The following is a 20,642-nucleotide window of genomic DNA, read 5'->3' on the forward strand; positions in this document are numbered from 1 at the left end:
TATATCACTTATATGGTGAAAAATCCGAATGATTTAGTTTTCTGGTTTGAAGCAAAGCGGAATAATTTCTCCTTTTGCCAAACAATATTTCTCTACTAATTCCGGTGTAATTTTATTGGTATAATCTTCTTCGATTACGATAAAACCAATGCTTCTTAATTTATCAAAATAATCGCGGCCGTAAATACGAACGTGATCGTACTGACCGAATATTTTAGCACGTTCTTTTTGATCTGTAATTGTATCGTCTGCAAAAGTTACCGCTCTCGACAAATCTTGTGGAATTTGAAGAATCGCCATTCCGCCTGGTTTTAAAACACGAAATAACTCCTGCATGGCTTTTGTGTCGTCCGGAATATGTTCCAAAACGTGATTGCACAAAATAACATCGTATTCATTGTCTTTAAAAGGCAAATTGCAAATGTCTGCTTTTACATCGGCCAAAGGCGAAAATAAGTCAGTTGTCGTGTAATCAAGGTTTTTTTGCTTGCGGAATCTTTTATAAAAAGCTTGTTCCGGAGCAAAATGCAATACTTTTTTCGGAGCTGTAAAAAAATCTGTCTGATCGTTTAAATACAACCATAGTAAACGGTGTCTTTCTAAAGAAAGCGTACTTGGCGAAAGCACATTGTTACGTTGTTTTCCATATCCATAAGGTAAAAACGATTTAAAACTTCTCCCATCAATAGGATCGGTATATTTTGTTCCTTTTAATGAAAATGCCAAAACCGGACGAGCCACATAGCTCAAACGAATTAATAATGGACGCGGTATTGTATTGAGTACGAGTTTAAAAAGTTTCTTCATGGGGTTGTTTCGCAGAGTTACACAAAGGAGACACGGAGTTTCACAGAGTGTTTATAAATCTTTTTATGTTGTTTTTTAAAATTTTTGAATCAAAATTAATTAATAATCCTAATGGATAATTTCCAAGTTTTAGATAAGTAAGTATTTGAGCAAAATGAACATCTGTAAAAGCTTCAACAGTTTTTAATTCAATTACAATTTTGTTTTCAATCAGTAAATCAATTCTATATCCATGATCAAGTTTGATATCTTTATAAATTATTGGCAAGGCTTTTTGCTTTTCAACAATAAGACCAGAATTCACAATTTCGTAGTATAAACATTCCTGATAAGCAGATTCTAATAAACCGGGTCCAAGTTGTTTGTGTACTTCAATTGCAAGTCCAATTATTTTATATGTAATGGCATCTAGCCGATCACGAGATTCGGTGTTTTCTTCATACATTATAAAAAAGGCTTATAGATAACTTTTGTGAATCTTGGCGTATAACTTTGTGAATCTCTGTGGAATCCTTATAACACCAACGGCACTTTTCTGAATTCATCTTCTTCATTGCTTTCAATTCCTAAAGCTTTGTAGATGTATTGGAAAGTCGATAATAATTCTGGTTTTCCATCAATTAAAGCTACATCATGTTCGAAATGCGCGCTTGGTTTTCCATCAGAGGTTGTAATTGTCCAGCCGTCTTTATGTTGTTTGATGTTTTTGGTTCCCATATTAATCATTGGCTCAATGGCAACGACCATTCCTTCAACAAAAAGTTTTCCGCGACCACGTTTTCCGTAGTTAGGCATTTCTGGTTCTTCGTGCATTTTTTGACCTAAACCGTGTCCTACCAATTCGCGAACGACTCCGTAACCGTGAGCTTCAGTATATTTCTGAATCGCATTTCCAACGTCTTCAACACGATTTCCTGCTTTAAATTCTCTGATTCCTACGTAAAGAGATTCTTTAGTAACCTGCAAAAGTTTTTTAACTTCAGGAGCAACTTCTCCAATTTCGAAACTATACGCGTGATCACCGTGATATCCATTTTTGAAAGCACCACAATCTACCGATATAACATCACCACTTTTCAAAGGTGTATTATTAGGTATTCCGTGTACGACTTGTGAGTTTGGACTCATACAAAGTGAATTCGGAAAATCATATAATCCTAAAAAGCTTGGTACAGCACCGTGATCACGGATAAATTCCTCAGCTAATTTGTCTAAATATAATGTGGTAACTCCTTCTTTAATTTCAGAAGCAATCATTCCTAATGTTTTAGATACGATCAAAGCACTTTCGCGCATTAATTCGATTTCTTCACGTGATTTTACTATAATCATAATTTCGGATTTTCAGTTGGCAAAAGTACGACTTTTTATTTAAAATTTTTCGCCATGAATGGCACGAATTGGCACAAATTAGAATTACTTTAAAATTGAATTTCACTAATGTAAATTGAGTTTTAAAATGAGTGATAATAATATAATTTATAAATTAGTGTCAATTCGTGCAATTCGTGGCGAACTGACAATTAAGATCAATTAGTTTTTCCAATTACTATTTGCGAGAAAAAACGTAAATTAGTAAGTGTTAAAAAATAATAAGTTATGGAAACGTCTATAGATCAGGAAAATATATTAAAAAAGAAAGCTTTAAATAAAATGAAAGGCAGCGCTTTGGCACTTTTAGGTGTTGCAGTGCTTTTATTTATCATTGCAATTTATTTTAAAATTCCCATGTTGCAGGCTTTTAGTGAAGCAGCAATGGTGGGGGGAATTGCCGATTGGTTTGCTGTCGTGGCATTATTTCGTCATCCGTTAGGAATCCCAATTTGGCATACGGCAATTATACCGACCAAGAAAAATGAGATTGGCGAAAACCTTGGGAATTTTGTTTCGGAAGAATTTCTGAATCGCGAAAAATTAGAAATTAAATTAGAAGAATTCAACTTCGCCACAAAAGCATCAGATTGGTTGTCACAACACGAAAATGCCAATAAAATTGCCAATCTGGTCGCGGTGAATATTATTCCCGGAATTTTAAAAACAATAAAAGATGAAGATATAAAGCGATTTATTCAATATCAATTTAAGGAAAAACTGGAAGGAATCAATTTTGGAGATTGGGTAGCATTGGCTTTAGAGCCTTTGCAAAAAGGAAATGTAAAAGATGAATTACTTACCAATCTTCTGGATGTAATGAGTACAGAACTGAATAATAACAAAGATCTGATTCGTAAAAAAGTGAAAGAATCTACGCCGTTCTTAAGTTTTGGTCTGGCCGATAAAAAGATTTCTGACGGTGTTTTTAATGGACTGGCGGAGTTTTTACATGAAGCTAAAAATCCGGAAAGCGCAGTAAGAATAAAAATAGACGAATATGTTTATGATTTTCTGGATAAAGTAAAAAACTCTGAAGAAATGCGAATAAAGATCAATAACATGATTATGAGTTTTGCAGGTAAAAAAGAAGTTCAGGATTATATCAACGGAATTTGGGATGAAATAAAACTATCAATTTCGAATGATTTAGACAAAGGAGATCAATCTTCTATTAAAAACAGCATTTCAGGTCTGATTCAGGGTTTTGGAAATGGAATAAAAGAAGATCCTGTAATGATTGATAAGATCAATAATTTTATCAAAAACGATTTACTTTCTATTCTTTTAAACAATAAAAAAGTGATTGGAGATTTGATTTCCTCTACAGTAAAAAGCTGGGACGGGAAAGAAGTTTCAGAAAAATTAGAATTAGAAATAGGGAAGGATCTTCAATACATTAGAATCAACGGGACTCTTGTTGGAGGTTTAATAGGGATTATAATTTATTGTGTCGAATGGACGTATCACTATTTTGTGTAAAAAAATAAAACCATATAAGTAATATAAGTTATTATAAGCTTTACGCAGCTTTATTAAATGAACTTATATTACTTATATGGTTTAAAAAAAATAAGTGTTTCTACAACAACGAATGACAAGTCATTGCATTTGGCTGCTGAACTCCCATTAGTTCTAAAATTGTAGGAGCAATGTCGCCAAGAACACCATTCTGAATATTTTTTAATTCTTTGTCCACCAAAATAATCGGCACAGGATTCGTTGTGTGAGCTGTATTTGGGCTTCCGTCAGGATTAATCATTGTTTCGCAATTTCCGTGATCGGCAATTACAATTGTAGTATAATCATTGGCAAGAGCTGCTTCGATCACTTGTTTTACACAAGCATCAACCGCTTCGCAGGCAAGAATAGCTGCGCTCATAATTCCGGTATGACCTACCATGTCTCCGTTAGCGAAGTTTAGGCAAACAAAATCAACTTCTTTTTTGTTCAATTCCGGAACAAGAGCTGCCGTAAGTTCATAAGCACTCATTTCTGGTTGCAAATCATAAGTCGCTACTTTTGGGGAATTTCTCAAAATACGGGATTCACCTTCAAAAGGAGTTTCTCTACCGCCAGAAAAGAAAAATGTCACGTGCGGATATTTCTCTGTTTCGGCAATACGAATTTGTTTTTTGCCTGCTTTTTCAAGAACCTCACCAAGAGTTTCGGTAATGTTATCTTTGTTGTAAACTACTTTTACGTTTTGGTATGTTTCGTCGTAATTGGTAAGCGTTACATAATACAAGTTTAGCTTGTGCATGTTTTGCTCATGAAAATCGTGTTGCGAAAGCGCTTCTGTAAGTTCACGACCTCTATCGGTTCTAAAGTTAAAGAAAATCACCACATCACCTTCAACAATTGTAGCTAATGGTTTTTCTTCTTCATCTACCATTACAATTGGTTCGATAAATTCATCTGTAACATGGTGTGAGTAACTGTCAAGCATACTTGCAACTGCATTTTTAGACGGAGTTCCTATTGCATTAACAACTAAATCGTAAGCTAATTTTACACGTTCCCAACGTTTATCACGGTCCATCGCATAATAACGACCAATGATTGAAGCGATTTTTACAGGAGTATCTTTGATATGTTCCTCTAGATCCTGAATATATTTTGCGCCTGATTTAGGGTCAACATCACGGCCATCTGTAAAAGCATGAATGTATACCTGATCTAAGCCGTATTCTTGCGAAGCATCAATTAATCCGCGTAGGTGAGAGGTATGAGAGTGAACGCCACCATCAGAAACTAATCCTAAAAAGTGAACTTTTTTATTGTTTTCTTTAGCATAAGTAAAAGCATCAACAAGAACTTGTTCTTTGGCAAGTGTTTGGTGTGCTACAGCTAAGTTTATTTTGGCTAAATCCTGATATACAATTCTTCCGGCGCCCAGGTTCATGTGACCTACTTCGCTGTTTCCCATTTGACCTTCAGGTAAACCAACATTTAATCCGTCGGTTCTAAGTTGTGCACTTGGGTAGTTTTGGTAGAGGCTGTTTATAAAAGGAACGTTTGCATTGTCTATTGCAGATACTTTAGGGTCAGGAGATTTTCCCCACCCGTCTAAAATCATAAGTATTACTTTTTTGTTCATCATTTTTAGTTTTTTACAAAGATAAGTCATTTCTAAAATGTGCACGAAAGCATTTGTACAATTATGTTTAATAAAATGAAGTGTATTAAAATATAATAAATTAATTAAAGAATTCTTTATTTTTTAAAATAAATTCATAGTAAGCTCTTTTTCTAATCTTATTTTTAGATGCGTTAAAGTGTATAATGTAATCTATACTTACAAAAAAGTGCTTTTTAAGCCGCTATTATCGGGTAATCGAAATGTTGTTTTTTGGAATCCATTTAGAGACTAAATTTGAAATTGAAGCATTTTTTTAATAGAATAAACAAAGGCAGATTTACAGAAATGCGGTAGATTATTTAATCCCTTTTTCTGATTCGTAAAACAATAGTTTCGGGAGAATAAAACACTTCTTTTTAATGAAATTGTCATAATTTACAATAAAACAGACACTTTTTTGTTTTATTTATTAGAGAAGAAGTTTCAGAATTACCATTAATTTTTGTTTTTATTAAGAAAATTGCTATAATTATTAAGATTGTTTGCAGAAGAAAAAATCTTACAGAAACAATGTTTTTATGTTAATAATGTTAAAATTTCAACAAAAAAGCCTTGATTTTCAGGCTAATATTTTGAGAGCGTAAAAATATTTATACTTTTGCCCTACCCAGATTTTTTATTAACCTAAAGAAATTCAATGATTTACAAAATTTATCCATTGCTAGTGTTTTTGCTATTATCTTTTGGTAAAGATTCAAATAACACTCCCGAAATTAAAGAAGCAACTACAAAAAGTATTGCTAAAGTTGAAAAATTTACTGTCGAAGCAAAAATTGAAAGTGTTTATCATATGCTAAATTCTAACAATTTTAATTTGCCAGGGCTTAAAACTTTTTCTGAGGCCTTAAAAGGGTTTTATTTATTAAAAGAAAAAGGAGTTATCCAGAAAGATATTTTAACTGTTATTGATTTTAGTTTGTCATCAAATACAAAACGCCTTTGGGTAATTGATCTGACAACAAATACAATCCTGTTTAATTCTTTAGTTGCTCACGGAAGAAATACCGGAGAGGAATTTGCATCGAACTTTTCGAATTCAAATTCATCTTTTAAAAGCAGTTTAGGTTTTTATGCAACAGGAGAAATTTATCAGGGAAAACACGGAGCTTCTTTGCGTTTAGATGGTTTGGAAAACGGAATCAACAGTAATGCCCGCCAAAGGGGAGTTGTAATGCATGGTGCCGATTATGTTTCTGAATCTTTTATCAGAGATCATAAAAGATTAGGCAGAAGCCAGGGATGTCCAGCTCTTCCAGTCGAATTGACGGATGAAATAATAGAACTAATAAAAAATAAATCGTGTTTGTATATCTACCATCCGTCAAGAAGTTTTGCGATGGAACAAAGATTAATTTCTTAGTTTAGCATACAAATTCGAATCAAGATTATAAATATCAGCTCTGAAAATGAGCTGATTTTTTTTGCTCCATGCCGTCCAGTACCACTGATATAAAGCGTATTTTTTTGTAATTCTGATACTCGTTGTCTTTTTTGAGGCAATGATCGTATCGATTCTGTCTTTTGACCATTTCTCTGAATCGTTTAAGATATGTTCGGCCAATTCCAGAGGATTCTCCACGCGCACACATCCGGAACTCAACGAACGATTGCTTCTTCCAAAATTGTTACGATGATTGGTATCGTGTAAATACACGCTGTGATGATTTGGAAATAGAATTTTCATTAACCCCAAAGCATTATTGTAACCAGGGCTTTGTACATAACGATAGTTTCCGGGTCTGTTTTCGTTCCAGTTGTTAGGGTCAACTGCGTTTCCGGCAGTATCATATATAGTAATGTTTTTATTGGCTAAGTAATTGCGATTTCGTTTCATTGCCGGAACGACATCTTCTTTTAATATCGTTGGCGGAACGGTCCATGTAGGATTAAAAACAACCGTTTTTAGCGTAGATGTTATAATAGGTGTTTTTCTTTTACTGGTTCCTACAACAACATTGCGAACCAAAGTAGTGTCCTGATTCTCGACTACATTCAGGCTGTAATCCGGAATGTTTATGATGAAATAGTTTTCGGCTAAATCATTAGTGTACCATCTCCAACGCTCTAAGTTGGCGATAATTTGTTGCTTTCTTTTTTCTTTAGAATAATTTAAAGCGCTAATGGTCCCGGCGCCAATTACGCCATCAGAAGCTAAGCCATGTCTTTCCTGGAATTTCTTTATAGATTCAAAAGTTTTTTGATCATAAATTTTAGTCAGACTGTCTTTTTTAGGCATGTCTTGCCAATAAATAAGTCTTTTTTTGATGTTTATCAAGGCTGCATTGGTGTCGTTTAAAGTGATTTTTTCTGCAGATTCAATATTTTTGATATCATCATCGGGAAAAGTATTAATAATTTCAAGTGACTTTAAAAGCTGTTTATAGATATACGCCTTTGATTGAATGTTATCAACCACGCTGTCTAATTTATTTTTATTAAAAGCTTTTATAAGAACATTATTTACATCAAAAGTTTTTTCCTCTAAATCCCAATCGTTATATAGTTTTTTAGGATCTAATTTGCCTTTATAGAGATGATTTAAATATTTTTCAAAATTATAAGTAATAAGTATGTCGTACGTCGCAAGGTCAGTATCGCTTAAAGACGCAATTTTTTCTTCGAACTTTTTTAGCTTAGAGGCTTTGTAATCTTCAGGATCTAAACCCAATTCTTCGGCTTTTGATAATTGAGATAAAACGTAAGTTCTCTTTTTTAAGTTTCCCCAAACCGTTTTGTTTTCAGATGAATTATAAAACTGTTTAAGTGTTTCGCTTTTAAAAGTACCAATAAGTGCAGTATCTATTGCTACTTTTCGTTCATCAGTAAGTATGATAGCTGGTGCGGTTTTTTTTACCACGGCAGGAATGATTTTTGGAGCATCTTTCTTGCAGCCAATAAAAAGTAATATTACTAATAAGAAGTAAAGTTTGTTCATTCTGTGTTTTTTAAACATTAAATAATGTTCTTTTTTTTTTAATAGTTTGCCCTTGGGTTGGCGTTCCATTTTTTTATATAAAAGCCATTTATGGCAGTTTTGATGCTAAAATCAGGCCAACTTTTTTGAATTGCAGTAGGTTTTGCAATCCTTAATTGAAGTCTTTTTTAAAATCTTTTTTAGATTCGTTTGTATTGCAATCATTAAAGAAATCTGTTCCCGATTTTGCTGGGCAAATATAACATTGATTTTATTGAATAAGGAAATAATTCCTATTAAATTTTTATTACCAAATAAATCAAAATCTACTTTGGTTCTTTAATTATAGTATTGAAAGAGGTAATCGTCTGCTTTTTTTATTTTTTACTAATCAGTTGTCAGGCGATCTCAGCTTTTTTGGTGCTATTATTTAATAATGTTGCTGTTTTTTTGAAAAAAAATGATGTTATAACTTTTTAGTTTTAAATGTCTTATAAATTATTGTTGTTTTTTATTGAATTTTTTTGCGAAAAAGCTTGTTTTGAACTTAACTTTATTTTTATATTTGCACCACAGTAATGCGAAAGTAGCTCAGTTGGTAGAGCTCCAGCCTTCCAAGCTGGTTGTCGCGAGTTCGAGCCTCGTCTTTCGCTCTAAAAGACCGGAATTTCATTATTTCGGTTTTTTTATCAAAGTTAAATAATTATTGTTTTTTATTTTTTTAAACCATTTAATTATTTATATTTGCACCCTGTTAATGCGAAAGTAGCTCAGTTGGTAGAGCTCCAGCCTTCCAAGCTGGTTGTCGCGAGTTCGAGCCTCGTCTTTCGCTCTTCAAGATCCTCAAACAATTTGTTTGGGGATTTTTTGTTTTTTACCATCAAGATATTAAGCTTATTAAGGACTGAACTTAATATTTTAATTTGAAAAGTTAGTTACTAACATTGAACTTAATTTTTCTTAATATCTTAATGGTTAAAAAGGAAACTTTATTTTAGACTACTTAAATCACTTTCTGTTTTTAATTCTTTCGGTGTTTCATTTTGTAAAAACAAACGCGCCGATAAATTTCCTTTTAAAGTGATTTTATCACCTTTTACTTCAAGCCAGCTTCCTTCCCTTAAACCTAAAACAGGAATGGCATTAAAAGCATGAAACTCTTTGATTCTTGTTTCGCGTGTTTCTCCCATATGTTTAGATTGCGTGTCAGGGTCTAAGTAATGAGGATTTAAATTAAAAGGAATCAGTCCCAAGGTCTGAAAACTTGGAGGGTAAATGATAGGCATATCATTCGTGGTTTGCATGGATAAGCCGCAAATATTGGATCCTGCACTTGTTCCCAGATATGGAGTTCCGTTTTTTACAGTTTCTGCGAGAATTTGCATCACATTGTGTTTGTACAATTGTGTAACGAGTAAAAAAGTATTTCCTCCTCCTGTAAATATTCCTTCGGCATTTTTGATTGCATCTCCGGTATCTTCAAATTCATGAATTCCTTTAACAGAAATATTTATTAATGCAAAAGCTTCAGAAACTTTGCTGGTATAATCCTCATGTGAAATGCCGCCCGGACGCGCATATGGTATAAATATAATGCTTTTGCAATCTTTAAAATGAGATTGTAATGTTGGAAGTAAATACTCTAAGTAGGTGCCCTCGTGAAGAGTAGAAGTGCTGGCAATGATAATGCTTTTCATAAAATTTAAACTCAAATTGATGAGGTTAAAGATATTAAAAAGTCTCTTTTTACTAGTGGTACATAAACTTTAATTAACATATTTTTACCATGTCCTTAATACTAAATTTGCAATACATTAAGATATTTTTACACCTTTAAGAAAATCTCTAATTTTTTGTCATTTTGATTCATAAGGCTATATGTGTTTTGATGTTTGTTACAGTTCAGGCCGGTTGGTCTCAAGCTGAAGAAAGAACTGCGTTTAATGGGCGAATAACTGCAAACAGTACCGACTTAGAAGGTGTTTATGTTATTAATGCACAGACAGAGGTCATGACTACAACCAATGATTTGGGAGCTTTTTCGATTGCTGCAAAACCAGGCGATGAAATTGTTTTTTCGTCGATACAATTCAAAGAAAACAGAGTTTTGTTGCAACAGGAAAATTTTTCTGATATCAATTTCTCCGTGAGACTGAATGTAGTAATGCATCAATTGCAAGAAGTTGTTATTAAGAATTATAATGGTATAAATGCTGTTGCTTTGGGTATTATTCCCGGAAATCAAAAAAAATATACAGAGGCAGAAAGGAAATTGCATACTGCTACTGCATTAAACGCCACTGCAAACGCAGGAAGTATGGCCGGAGGATCAGTTTCTGCAGATCCGTTATTGAATTTTCTTTCCGGTCGTACGGCAATGCTTAAAAAAGAATTGGCGGTTGAGAAAAAAGAGTTTTTCTTAAAGCTTTTAGAACGCATGTTCACGCTGGAGCATTTTATTGACCGATTGAAAATTCCGGCAGAATATGTAAAAGGTTTTGAATATTATGCAGTCGAAAACGATAAATTCACAGTAATTTTGAATTCTAAAAACAAAACTTCAACAGAGTTCTTATTAGGAGAATTAGCTGTAAAATATAAAGAAATAATTGAACGTGAGAATAAATAGGATTTTACAAATAATACTTTTTTTATTGACAGTTCAGATTGGTTTTGGTCAAAACAATACTTCAAAAGAAATTACCGGACAAATATTTGAACAATCGTCGAATGTCGAAGGGGTAAATATTATTAATAATACAACTCAGGTTACGGCTGTATCAAATGCAGCGGGTGTGTTTACTATTGTGGTAAGAGAAGGTGATGTTCTGGTTTTTTCGGCTGTTAATTTAGAGCCTTTTAAACGGAGAATTACATTTGAGGACTTAAATTCAGCTTCTGTTATAATCAAAATGTCAGCTAAGGAAATAGAACTGAAAGAAGTAATTGTAAATGATAATGGGGGTATTACAGCAGAAAATTTAGGTGTGATTCCGTACGGTCAAAAAAAATACACCCCGGCCGAAAGAAAAGTTTATACCGCTACTTCAACTCCTGGAGATATGTTGCTTAACGCAATTTCCGGGCGAACTGCAATGCTGAAGAAAGAAGTAAATGTAGAGAAGAAAGAGATGCTTTTCAGGAAAATTGAATACCTTTTTGATGAGAATTATTATACGGAAAGATTGAAAATTCCGGTGGCAGATATCAAAGGATTTCAATTATATTGTGTAGATGATGCTGAATTTGCCGTATCTTTGGATACAAAGAACAAAACGATGAGTATGTTTTTAATAACAGATTTAGCAAGGAAATATCTAACAATTCTCGAAAATGAAAAATAAACTAGGAATACTCGTTGTGTGCTTATTTTGCCAGATTGCGCTTGGACAAAATAATTCAAGGAAGCCACTACATGGACAAGTTGTGAATGATTCTATAACTCTGGAAAGTGGTTATGTAATGAATTTAAATGCCAATATCAGAACTTTTATTAGTTCAAATGGTTTGTTTGATATTATGGCAAAACCAAAAGATACTTTACTGATCACAAGTATGGCTTTTCAGTCTAAAAAAATTGTTTTAACAGAAAAAAATTGTGCCGACAGACTTTTCTTAATACAGATGGATCTGGTAAGCAATCAGTTAAAAGAGGTAGTAGTTCATAAAGATTTAAAAGTAAAAGCATTTGATAAAAATAGCCAGGCTATAGTAGATACTAAATTTGTTGATGATGAAAAGTCGTCTCCAAAAAACAGGTTTATTTATGATGGAACAATTGAAAATGGAGTTGATTTTGTGCGAATATTTAAAGACGCAAAAAAATTAATGAGAAAGAAAGATGTTGATGTAGTGCCGGAAGAAGAAGCGAGCGATTTTGCTTTTACGATGTATGCAAAAGCCAATTTTACGCCAGATTTTTATACAGATACATTAAAATTGAAGAAAGAAGAAGTAGATATATTTCTGTTGTTTTGTGCTGTAGATCCGGAATCTAAAAAACATTTAAAACAAGAAGAAAAGTTTGAATTAATGGATTTTCTGATCACTAAAAATCAGGAATTCAAAAAAGTGAAGGTTGCCGGGAAATGAAAAAAAGAGTAACTTATTTTTTTATAGTAATACTGTTTTTATCGCTCACAGCATTTTCATTCCATAAATTTTATATGGGAGTTTTTCAGGTTAATTATGCGGCCGAAAAGAAGATGATTCAAATTACTTCCCGAATTTTTATTGATGATTTGAATAACGGGATGGAAAAGAAATACCATCAAAAAACGTTCGTTGGTACTGATAAAGAGACTCAGGCTGATATTGATTTATTAAAAAAATATCTTTCTGAAAATTTTGCTATAAAAATAAACGGTCAGTCAAAACCCATTACTTTTTTATCTAAAGAAGTAGAGTCAAACGATGTTTTGGTTTGTTATTCCAGAATAAAAGATATTAATACATTCAAAACAATCGAAATTCTAAATACTATTTTATTAGATTGGAATGCCGAACAGCAGAACATTACACATATTTCAGCATTTGGCACCAAAAAGAGTGTTCTTTTTACAGAATCTTCAAGGAAAGAATTGTTAAAGTACTAAATGATAGTTAAAATTATTATTTTAATTGTTATTTTCACACCCTGATATAATTACCATTAAAAATTTATGAAAAAGCTTTCATTATTATTGATTTTTCCTGCAATCTTAATTGCTCAGGAAAAAACAATTACTCCAAAACAACAAGGAAAGTACGATACGAACAAATTCAGCCAAATGTATGATTTGTTAGCAACACCTAATATGTTTCGTACAGCTTCCGGAGCTCCGGGACCGGCATATTATCAGCAACAGGCAGATTATAAAATTGATATTGAATTAGACGATAAAAATTCAAAAATAAACGGTTCTGAGGTTATTACGTATTCAAACAATTCACCTGATAGTTTAGAGTATTTATGGATTCAGTTGGATCAGAATCAGGCAAAAGCAAAAACTCAGACCTCTTTGGCCGAAAGCGAAAAAATTAATCAGGTTTTTCCACTTGAAGGTTTTTCGAGCAAATATTTAAAAAAAGATCTCGAGCGTGGTTTTAATATCGAATCTGTAAAAGATTCAAAAGGAAGTCCAATGTCGTACACCATCAACGAAACGATGATGCGTATTAATCTTGTAACACCTTTAAAGCCTGGTGAAAAAATTTCAATGGCTATAAAATGGTGGTACAATGTAAATAATTACAGAAAAGAAGGCGGACGTTCAGGTTATGAATTCTTCGAAAAAGACGGAAACAAATTATACGTAATTGCACAGTTTTACCCAAGAATGGCCGTTTATAACGATGTCGAAGGCTGGCAAAACATGCAGTTCTGGGGAAGTGGAGAATTTGCTTTACCTTTTGGAAATTTTGATGTAAACATTACAGTTCCTGCAGATCATGTAATAGATGCTACAGGAGAATTAACCAACAGAAGCGAAGTTTTTACACCAGAACAGGTAAAACGTTACGAGCAAGCTCAAAAATCATTTGATAAACCTGTTGTAATTGTAACGCAGGCAGAAGCTGAAGCAGCGGAAAAAGGTTTCTCTGAAAAGAAAAAAACATGGAAATTTAGTGCAAAAAATGTACGTGATTTCGGTATTGCATCTTCAAGAAAATTTATTTACGATGCAATGGCGGTAAAGATTGGTAACAAAGTAGTTATGGCCGAATCTCTTTATCCGAAAGAAGCAAATCCGCTTTGGGGAGAAACATCAACAATGGTTGTGGCGCATACCTTAAAAAGTTATTCATCACACACGTTCGATTATCCTTATCCAAAAGCAGTATCAGTTTCTGCAGAAGATCAAGGTATGGAATACCCAATGATTTGTTGGAATTTTGGTCGTCCTGACGAAAACGGAGTGACTAGTAAAGAAGTTAAAAACGGAATGATTGGTGTGGTAATTCATGAAGTAGGACATACTTTTTTCCCAATGATTGTAAACTCTGATGAGCGTCAATGGAGCTGGATGGATGAAGGTTTGAATTCATTTTTAGAGTATTTGGCAGAGCAGGAATTAGATCCTAATTTCCCGTCAAGACGTGGTCCTGCAAAAAATATCGTTCCTTACATGAGTGGTGATCAAAAGTTTTTAGAACCTATTATGTCCAACTCTGAAACGATTCATCAATTTGGAAATAATGCTTACGGAAAACCTGCTACAGGACTTAATATTTTAAGAGAAGTAGTAATGGGAAGAGAACTGTTTGACTATGCTTTTAAAACCTATGCAAACAGATGGAAGTTCAAACACCCAACCCCTGAAGATTTCTTTAGAACTATGGAGGATGCTTCTGCCGTAGATCTTGACTGGTTTTTTAGAGGGTGGTTTTACTCAACAGATTTTGTCGATATCGGTATCAAAGATGTAAAACAATATTATGTTTCTGAAACTCCAACAGCCGATCTTAAAGATGTAAAAGTTAGAAAAGGACGCTTTGGTTTCGAAAAAGGACCATTTGTTTATTTAGTAGCAGGAGATAATGCAGAGGTAAATAATTCGAGCAAAAAAGCTTTAAAAGTAGAAGATGTAAAATCATTGGCTGATTACGTAAGCCAAACCTTTACGGCTCAGGAAAAAGCAGAACTTAAATCGCCTAAATATTTCTATGAAGTAGAATTCAACAAACCAGGCGGAATGATTATGCCAATTCTGGTAGAGATTACTTACGAAGACGGAACAAAAGACAATTACCAGTATCCGGCTCAAATCTGGAGAAAAAGTAATGATACCGCAAAGAAAGTTTATGCAACTTCAAAAGCGATAAAAAGCATTCAGATAGATCCAAAATTAATGACTGCTGATATTGATGTGACCAATAATTCCTGGCCAAAAGTAGAAGTAAAGTCTAAATTTGACTAATAATAAATCTAAAAGACTCTGAAAAGAGTCTTTTTTTTTAAGTAAATTTTAAAACTCACAGCTACAAAATTTAATATCTTTGTGGCACACTAAAATAAAAGATATGTTTGGTATAGGAGGAGGAGAACTAGTTTTTATACTGTTTATAGTATTAATGCTTTTTGGTTCAGACAAAGTGCCGGAAATTGCCCGTACAATGGGTAAAGCAATGGCGCAGCTAAAAAATGCAACCAATGATATTAAAAGTGAAATTCAAAAAGGAGCTGAGGCCAATGGTCTTGACCAGAATGCTTTAAATAGTATCACAGGTAATATTAATGCTCAGATTAACGATGCCAAAACAAATCTATTAGGAGACAGTACAAATTTAACTTCAAACATGTTAGGTGATACGGCCACAGAAATAGATAAAGTAAAAGAAGATATCGATTCTATCTCAGGACCTGTAAAACGCCAATTATAATGCTTGAAAGAATAAAAGAATTAGATATCAATTTATTGGTATACCTTAACAGTTTAGGATCTGAAACATTCGATAAATTTTGGCTTATTATTACCAATCAGTTAAATTGGACACCACTTTTTTTATTAATGTTTTATGGCATCTATAAAAAAATAGGAGGAAAGCAAACCTTGTATGTAATACTTTTTATCGCGATTTTGATCACTTTTACAGATCAGACAACCAATTTGTTCAAACATACTTTTCAACGTTTGCGTCCTTGTAATAATCCTGATATCAATTCGATCATACGTGTTGTTCAGGTTCGTAATTCCTATAGTTTTTTCTCAGGACATGCAGCAAATACTATGGCAGTGGCCACCTTTTTATTTTTGGTTCTAAAACGCTATTTCAAGTATTTAGGATTCTTGTTTTTATGGCCATTAATTTTCGCTTATAGTAGGATTTATTTAGGATTGCACTATCCTGGAGATATCTTAACTGGTTATTTCTTTGGAGCACTTTTCGGGTTCTTGATTTATTTAGTCTATCGAAAACTAAAGCCACAATATTTTCCGGGATAATTTTCAGGAGCTATTTACTTCGTCAGTTCGCTGTCGCTCTTGTTCAGCTATCCGTTTCAATCTTTTATGGCAAACCCTGGATAAAAGTATTTACACTTCTATCTGGGCTAGGGCACTCTTTTCAAAATAAAATTTAATTCTCAAGAATAGTCTTTTCACTCCATTCTAGATCTTCAGGAAGCTTTTGTTTGCTCAATTCAATATGAATAACCCTTCTTCTTTCGTTATTGGTAGTTTTGTTTGATGCGTGAAATAATAAAGGTTTCATAATCATAATGCCACCTTTTTCTACTTCACACATGGTTTCTTTTTCTTTCTCGAAATCCATGTTTTCAATTCTCAAGATTCCTTTAGAATGAGAGTTATTGATAACCTTGAGAGCGCCATTATCTTTCGTTGTTTTATCAAGATGAATCCTTATTGTAAAATTATCTTCTAAAATTTCTTTAGGAGGTTGAACAGCAAACTGATTTTGTTTTACGGTCCAGTTTTCAAAGTTTGCAGTTTCAGTTTTTTTATTAACCGAAATAGTTAGATCTTGATGGTAAGCCACAAACCAATTCGATTTTTCAGGCTTATCAAAATAAATTGATTTGGTTATAAAATAGCCTTTTCCAAAATTCGACTCTACAATACTTTTTAAATTCTCATTAAAAATATAAGGCAGCGTTTCAGGAATTTGTTTGTGAAATTGTCTGATTGCAAATAGATCCTGAGATTTTCGAAAGGTTGAATTCTTAGTTTTATTTTCTGTGCTATTTTCAATTAAAGAAATCAGTTTTCCGATTTCATTTTCAGAATAAATATCATTAATAATTGTAAAACCTTTGGAATTTATTTCGGCAATATTTTTCATCATTAATTTATTTTTTGTGAATAGCCTTCTGCTTTGAAGGATATTATATGAAAAAAGAATGGGGCTTTAGCCAAAAAAAGACTTAGTAGTTGGTTTCGGCTAAAGCCATAATCTTTGTCTAAAATTTGAACCTCCAGCTAAAGCAGGAGGCTATTCAGATTTACAGAATTAAAAAACTTAGTATCTCAGCATCTCAGAACCTTAGCGCCTTTTTTTAAAGCACCCTACTAACCGTCAACCCATCACGAATAGGCAATAAAACCGTTTCTACTCTGGGATCATTTTTTAAAAGTAAGTTATATTCTAAAAGTACTTTTGTGCTCACATCATTAGGGTGAACAGGTTCCAGGATTTTTCCGCTCCACAAAACATTATCAGATAAAATAATTCCGCCCTTATTCATTTTCGGAACAATCATTTCCCAGTAATTCAGATAATTTTCTTTATCGGCATCAATAAAAACCAAATCAAATTTTACGTCAAGATCCGGAATAATATCAACGGCTTCACCTAAATGTTGAAAAATTTGTTTTCCCCATGGAGATGCATCAAAATATTTACGCTGAAAATCAACCAATTCTTCTTTGATGTCAATAGTATGCAATTGCCCGTTTTCCTTGATTCCTTCGCACAAACACAAAGCAGCATAACCTGTATAAGTACCAATTTCAAGAATATTTACGGGACGAATCAGTTTAGACAGCATACTTAATACACGACCCTGAAAATGTCCGCTTAACATTCTTGGTAAAAGTATTTTCTGGTACGTTTCTTTGTTAAGTTTCGCTAATAATTCCGGTTCGTTTTCAGAATGTTGTTCGATATAATCTTCTAATTCTTGTGATATAAAATGCATATTGTAGTATTGTAAATTTGAACAGCAAAAATACAAAAAATATTGCTTTGCTTTTTTTGCATAAAAAAACCATCCACAGCGGTGGATGGTTTTAATTTTAAAATAAAAAGAAACTATTTTTTCAAAGCTTCATTTACATCTTTAGCAGTTTTTACTGTTCCGTCTTTGGCTGCTTTTGCAGCTGCTTCGGCTTTAGTAGCTGCTTTTTGAGAAGCTTCTTTTACATCAGTAGCTGTTTTTTTAGCAGCGTTTTCTACATCATTTGCTGTTTTTTTGGTAGCATCTTTTACATCCTGAACTGCATTTTGAGAGGCTTCTTTAGCGTTTGCAGCAGCATTTTCGGCTTTAATGACTGCACTGTCTTTTACTTCTTCAATATCTGTTGTCAAAGTATCTACTTTGTTTCCAAGAGTCAATTCATCTTCTCCCGGTTTTGGTTCTTTCTTTTCGCAAGATTGAACAGCGAATGCTAATAAAGCCACGACAGCTAAGCTTAAAATTTGTTTTTTCATAATGAATAATTTTTTTTAGGTTGATAAATTTTAAAGGTTATAAAGCTGAAAAATAAAGATACACATTTTAAAATGACTGAGCTCTTGTAAGATTATTTTCCTTTCGAGGCTAAGACAATTCTCGTGCCAAATTTTAAGATCTAAAAAAATACTATGAAATTGGTAAAATAAAAAAAAGGTATCTCGCCACAAGATACCTTTAACAATAAATCAAACATGAAAACAAATTTAAAGTGAAATTATAAATTAGATTTTTAGTTTTTATATAAACTAAAATTAACTACGATTTCATCTCTAACTTTTATTAATCCCGCCATTTTTACGGGAGGTTCTAATTCTATATCAGAAAAATTTAAATTAAGTGATCCCTGAACTTTATTGTCAGAGCTGTACAATATAAAATCTTTGTACTTAAGTGTTTTGTTTGTTATTAAAAAGTTAAGGTTACATTTGTAATTTTTACCAAATTGTCTTACATCTGTAATCGTTACAGTACTGTTAGGAAACGTTTTTACTTTTACTGTTCCTTGTAAATCTTTAGTCATGATTTTGTTTCCACAATCAAAATCCGACATTTTGATTTCAGTATTAAAATTGTTTTTTTTGCTCGAATTCAGGAAAACAGTATCTTTTTTTGAAAATGTATTCGAGCAATTATATTTTCCAACTGTAGATACTCCGGTGATTTCTATTTTAATTTTATTTATTACCAGCGTTGTATCTTCTGTTAAAAAAGTGGGTTTAGCACTTCCGAAAAAAAAGAAAAGAACTAAACCCATAATTAAGATTGAAAATCTTGTTTTCATTTTTTTTTTAGAATGAAATTGTAGCTTCGAATACTAAACCTTCAAATTTACCACCATAAAAGTTGTTTAGATTTCCAGTAGCAGGATCTCCTGTAAATTGTGAATAATCTTTGTATTTTTGATTAACGTAGTTTAATTTAGCTAAAATGTTTTTAGTCATAAACCAGCCAGCGCTTGCTTCAAATTTATCTACAGTAACTTTTTTAGCATCAGCATTAGATAATTTTCCAGATACGGTATTGTATTTTCCTCCGATATAGAATTGTTCTGTTTCTCCAAATCTGTAAATAAGTTCTGAAGCATATTGATTAGCAGTACGTTTGTCGTCAGTACCAGCTTTATCTCCTCCTGCAGCTAATTCAATTGTTCCGAAGAATTCAAGTCCTTTATATTTTACAAAAGGGTTAATCATATACGTAGTAGCCCAATTTTTGAAATTAGGGTTGAACGTTGCCTCTGGAGTGGATGTTTTACTGAAACTAGTAGCAACATCAGTAGTATTTGTAGAAATAACATTACCAGTAGCATCGGTCTTAGTAATGGTATTTTTGTAAGGGTTATTGTTTAATATACCCCAATAACCAAATCCTGATCTATTAGCAGAATATATGTTTGCGTTACCAAGATTTGCATTATGGTAATAAGAACCAGTTAATCTTACTCTTAAATCTTTATTAAGCTGTTTGTCATATCCAAGTTTAGCTAAGATTGAAGGACTATGCGTTGTGTTTGCATCTGGACCATTAGCATAAAAAACTTCCTCATTACTTTGATTTAAATTACCATTTGTAACACCTAACATACTTACCAATCCACTTTTGTTGTAGTAAACCTCCATACCCATTTCTGTAGTGAAAGAATACATGATGTTGTTTCCAACAAATGCATTTCTGATTGTATTACCATTATCAGAACCTCTGAAGTGAGCATCACCAAAATTGTTCTCCATTTGCCCAATTTTAATTGTAGCATATTTCATTACATCAGCAAGGAAGTCTTTTTTGATGAAGTCTAACTTGTCTATTTGTAAGTATCCACCTTTTACATAACCATCATTGTGGTGTCTTGAAGCTAAATAAACATCTAAATTTACTCTTACTCCGTCAAACAATTGAGCACCAATATACATATCAGCACCAGGAAGAGAAAAATTGTTTTCAGTATTCATTAAACGGTATCCGGTAATTGATCTAGTAGTCGTCCCGTTAGCTGTAGTAGTTGTAATGTTAGCAGGTTGGTCGTTAAATGAATTTGTTGCTTGGAAATCCATGTTGAAAGCACCGCCAAGGTCAATACTAAGGCCTTTAAATTCTCTTGTATCTTTTTGTACGTCAAAAACGTTGATACCGTCTTTCCCTCTAGAGATTTGGTTTTGCATATTTCCAAAACTTACTTGTGCATTTACAGCAAACGTACTTGCTAATGCTATAAATAGTAGATAGATTTTTTTCAT

20 protein-coding genes and 2 tRNA genes are annotated in these 20,642 nt (G+C 32.9%); 11 read left to right on the forward strand and 11 right to left on the reverse strand.

All coding sequences use genetic code 11. The annotated features are described in order from the left end of the window. Positions 1-33: 33 nt before the first annotated feature. From FLP_RS24555 to map, 3 genes are all read right to left on the reverse strand, one after another. Positions 34-807, reverse strand: coding sequence for a class I SAM-dependent methyltransferase (locus FLP_RS24555; protein ID WP_065452128.1), 774 nt, complete (start codon positions 805-807; stop codon positions 34-36). Between the two features lie 40 nt (positions 808-847). Continuing rightward, on the reverse strand, positions 848-1,252 hold the full coding sequence (locus FLP_RS24560; RefSeq protein ID WP_065452129.1) for a GxxExxY protein: 405 nt from the start codon (positions 1,250-1,252) through the stop codon (positions 848-850). Positions 1,253-1,320: 68 nt separating this feature from the next. Beyond that, entirely contained in the window at positions 1,321-2,139 is an 819-nt protein-coding gene (map, locus tag FLP_RS24565) for a type I methionyl aminopeptidase (protein WP_065452130.1), read from the reverse strand. A 267-nt stretch (positions 2,140-2,406) separates the two neighbouring features. Here map and FLP_RS24570 point away from each other — a divergent pair, with 267 nt between their 5' ends. Further along, positions 2,407-3,660, forward strand: a complete 1,254-nt coding sequence (locus tag FLP_RS24570; RefSeq protein ID WP_065452131.1) for a DUF445 domain-containing protein — start codon at positions 2,407-2,409, stop codon at positions 3,658-3,660. A gap of 100 nt (positions 3,661-3,760) precedes the next feature. Here the strand turns inward: FLP_RS24570 and gpmI are convergent, their stop codons facing one another. After that, positions 3,761-5,278, reverse strand: a complete 1,518-nt coding sequence (gpmI, locus tag FLP_RS24575; RefSeq protein ID WP_065452132.1) for a 2,3-bisphosphoglycerate-independent phosphoglycerate mutase — start codon at positions 5,276-5,278, stop codon at positions 3,761-3,763. Positions 5,279-5,957: 679 nt separating this feature from the next. On the opposite strand from gpmI, the gene FLP_RS24580 reads away from it, so the two are divergent. Then, positions 5,958-6,680, forward strand: a complete 723-nt coding sequence (locus tag FLP_RS24580) for a murein L,D-transpeptidase catalytic domain family protein (protein ID WP_065452133.1) — start codon at positions 5,958-5,960, stop codon at positions 6,678-6,680. Here FLP_RS24580 and FLP_RS24585 read toward each other — a convergent pair. Continuing rightward, entirely contained in the window at positions 6,669-8,255 is a 1,587-nt protein-coding gene (locus FLP_RS24585; RefSeq protein WP_065452218.1) for a L,D-transpeptidase family protein, read from the reverse strand. The genes FLP_RS24580 and FLP_RS24585 overlap by 12 nt on opposite strands. Positions 8,256-8,814: 559 nt before the next feature. Here FLP_RS24585 and FLP_RS24590 point away from each other — a divergent pair. Together FLP_RS24590 and FLP_RS24595 are read left to right on the forward strand one after the other, a co-directional pair. Beyond that, positions 8,815-8,887, forward strand: a tRNA-Gly gene (locus FLP_RS24590). Between the two features lie 106 nt (positions 8,888-8,993). Further along, positions 8,994-9,066: transfer RNA gene (locus FLP_RS24595), tRNA-Gly, on the forward strand. A gap of 157 nt (positions 9,067-9,223) precedes the next feature. Here the strand turns inward: FLP_RS24595 and pepE are convergent. After that, positions 9,224-9,931, reverse strand: coding sequence for a dipeptidase PepE (pepE, locus tag FLP_RS24600; protein WP_089477434.1), 708 nt, complete (start codon positions 9,929-9,931; stop codon positions 9,224-9,226). A gap of 191 nt (positions 9,932-10,122) precedes the next feature. Here pepE and FLP_RS24605 point away from each other — a divergent pair, with 191 nt between their 5' ends. The 7 genes from FLP_RS24605 (at position 10,123) to FLP_RS24635 (ending at position 16,159) form a co-directional block, all read left to right on the forward strand. Beyond that, on the forward strand, positions 10,123-10,863 hold the full coding sequence (locus tag FLP_RS24605; protein WP_065452135.1) for a hypothetical protein: 741 nt from the start codon (positions 10,123-10,125) through the stop codon (positions 10,861-10,863). Positions 10,864-10,888: 25 nt separating this feature from the next. Next, positions 10,889-11,578 carry a carboxypeptidase-like regulatory domain-containing protein gene (locus FLP_RS24610; RefSeq protein WP_083195941.1) on the forward strand — a complete coding sequence of 230 codons (690 nt, stop codon included), beginning with the start codon at positions 10,889-10,891 and terminating at the stop codon, positions 11,576-11,578. After that, complete coding sequence (gene bamP / locus FLP_RS24615; RefSeq protein ID WP_065452137.1) at positions 11,568-12,326, forward strand: BamP family beta-barrel-assembly machinery protein; 759 nt, start codon at positions 11,568-11,570, stop codon at positions 12,324-12,326. The genes FLP_RS24610 and bamP overlap by 11 nt, the downstream gene beginning before the upstream one ends. Further along, positions 12,323-12,829 (forward strand): DUF6702 family protein, encoded by a 507-nt coding sequence (locus FLP_RS24620; RefSeq protein WP_065452138.1) that lies wholly within the window; start codon positions 12,323-12,325, stop codon positions 12,827-12,829. The genes bamP and FLP_RS24620 overlap by 4 nt, the downstream gene beginning before the upstream one ends. Positions 12,830-12,895: 66 nt before the next feature. Next, positions 12,896-15,133, forward strand: a complete 2,238-nt coding sequence (locus FLP_RS24625) for a M1 family metallopeptidase (RefSeq protein WP_065452139.1) — start codon at positions 12,896-12,898, stop codon at positions 15,131-15,133. A gap of 103 nt (positions 15,134-15,236) precedes the next feature. Beyond that, positions 15,237-15,596, forward strand: a complete 360-nt coding sequence (locus FLP_RS24630) for a Sec-independent protein translocase subunit TatA/TatB (RefSeq protein WP_065452140.1) — start codon at positions 15,237-15,239, stop codon at positions 15,594-15,596. Then, a complete protein-coding gene (locus tag FLP_RS24635; protein ID WP_065452141.1) occupies positions 15,596-16,159 on the forward strand; it encodes a phosphatase PAP2 family protein in 564 nt (187 codons plus the stop codon). Before FLP_RS24630 ends, FLP_RS24635 begins: the two co-directional genes overlap by 1 nt. Before the next feature lie 133 nt (positions 16,160-16,292). Here FLP_RS24635 and FLP_RS24640 read toward each other — a convergent pair whose 3' ends face one another. The 5 genes from FLP_RS24640 to FLP_RS24660 form a co-directional block, all read right to left on the reverse strand. Continuing rightward, positions 16,293-17,015, reverse strand: a complete 723-nt coding sequence (locus tag FLP_RS24640) for a phytanoyl-CoA dioxygenase family protein (RefSeq protein WP_065452142.1) — start codon at positions 17,013-17,015, stop codon at positions 16,293-16,295. Positions 17,016-17,229: 214 nt separating this feature from the next. Further along, a complete protein-coding gene (locus FLP_RS24645) occupies positions 17,230-17,871 on the reverse strand; it encodes an O-methyltransferase (RefSeq protein WP_065452143.1) in 642 nt (213 codons plus the stop codon). 113 nt (positions 17,872-17,984) lie between these two features. Then, positions 17,985-18,383: a hypothetical protein gene (locus FLP_RS24650; RefSeq protein WP_065452144.1), complete on the reverse strand. Its 399-nt coding sequence runs from the start codon at positions 18,381-18,383 to the stop codon at positions 17,985-17,987. A 254-nt stretch (positions 18,384-18,637) separates the two neighbouring features. After that, positions 18,638-19,189, reverse strand: a complete 552-nt coding sequence (locus FLP_RS24655; RefSeq protein WP_065452145.1) for a hypothetical protein — start codon at positions 19,187-19,189, stop codon at positions 18,638-18,640. A gap of 7 nt (positions 19,190-19,196) precedes the next feature. Then, complete coding sequence (locus tag FLP_RS24660) at positions 19,197-20,642, reverse strand: hypothetical protein (RefSeq protein ID WP_065452146.1); 1,446 nt, start codon at positions 20,640-20,642, stop codon at positions 19,197-19,199.

The sequence above is a fragment of the Flavobacterium piscis genome (genome assembly GCF_001686925.1).
Lineage (GTDB): Bacteria > Bacteroidota > Bacteroidia > Flavobacteriales > Flavobacteriaceae > Flavobacterium > Flavobacterium piscis.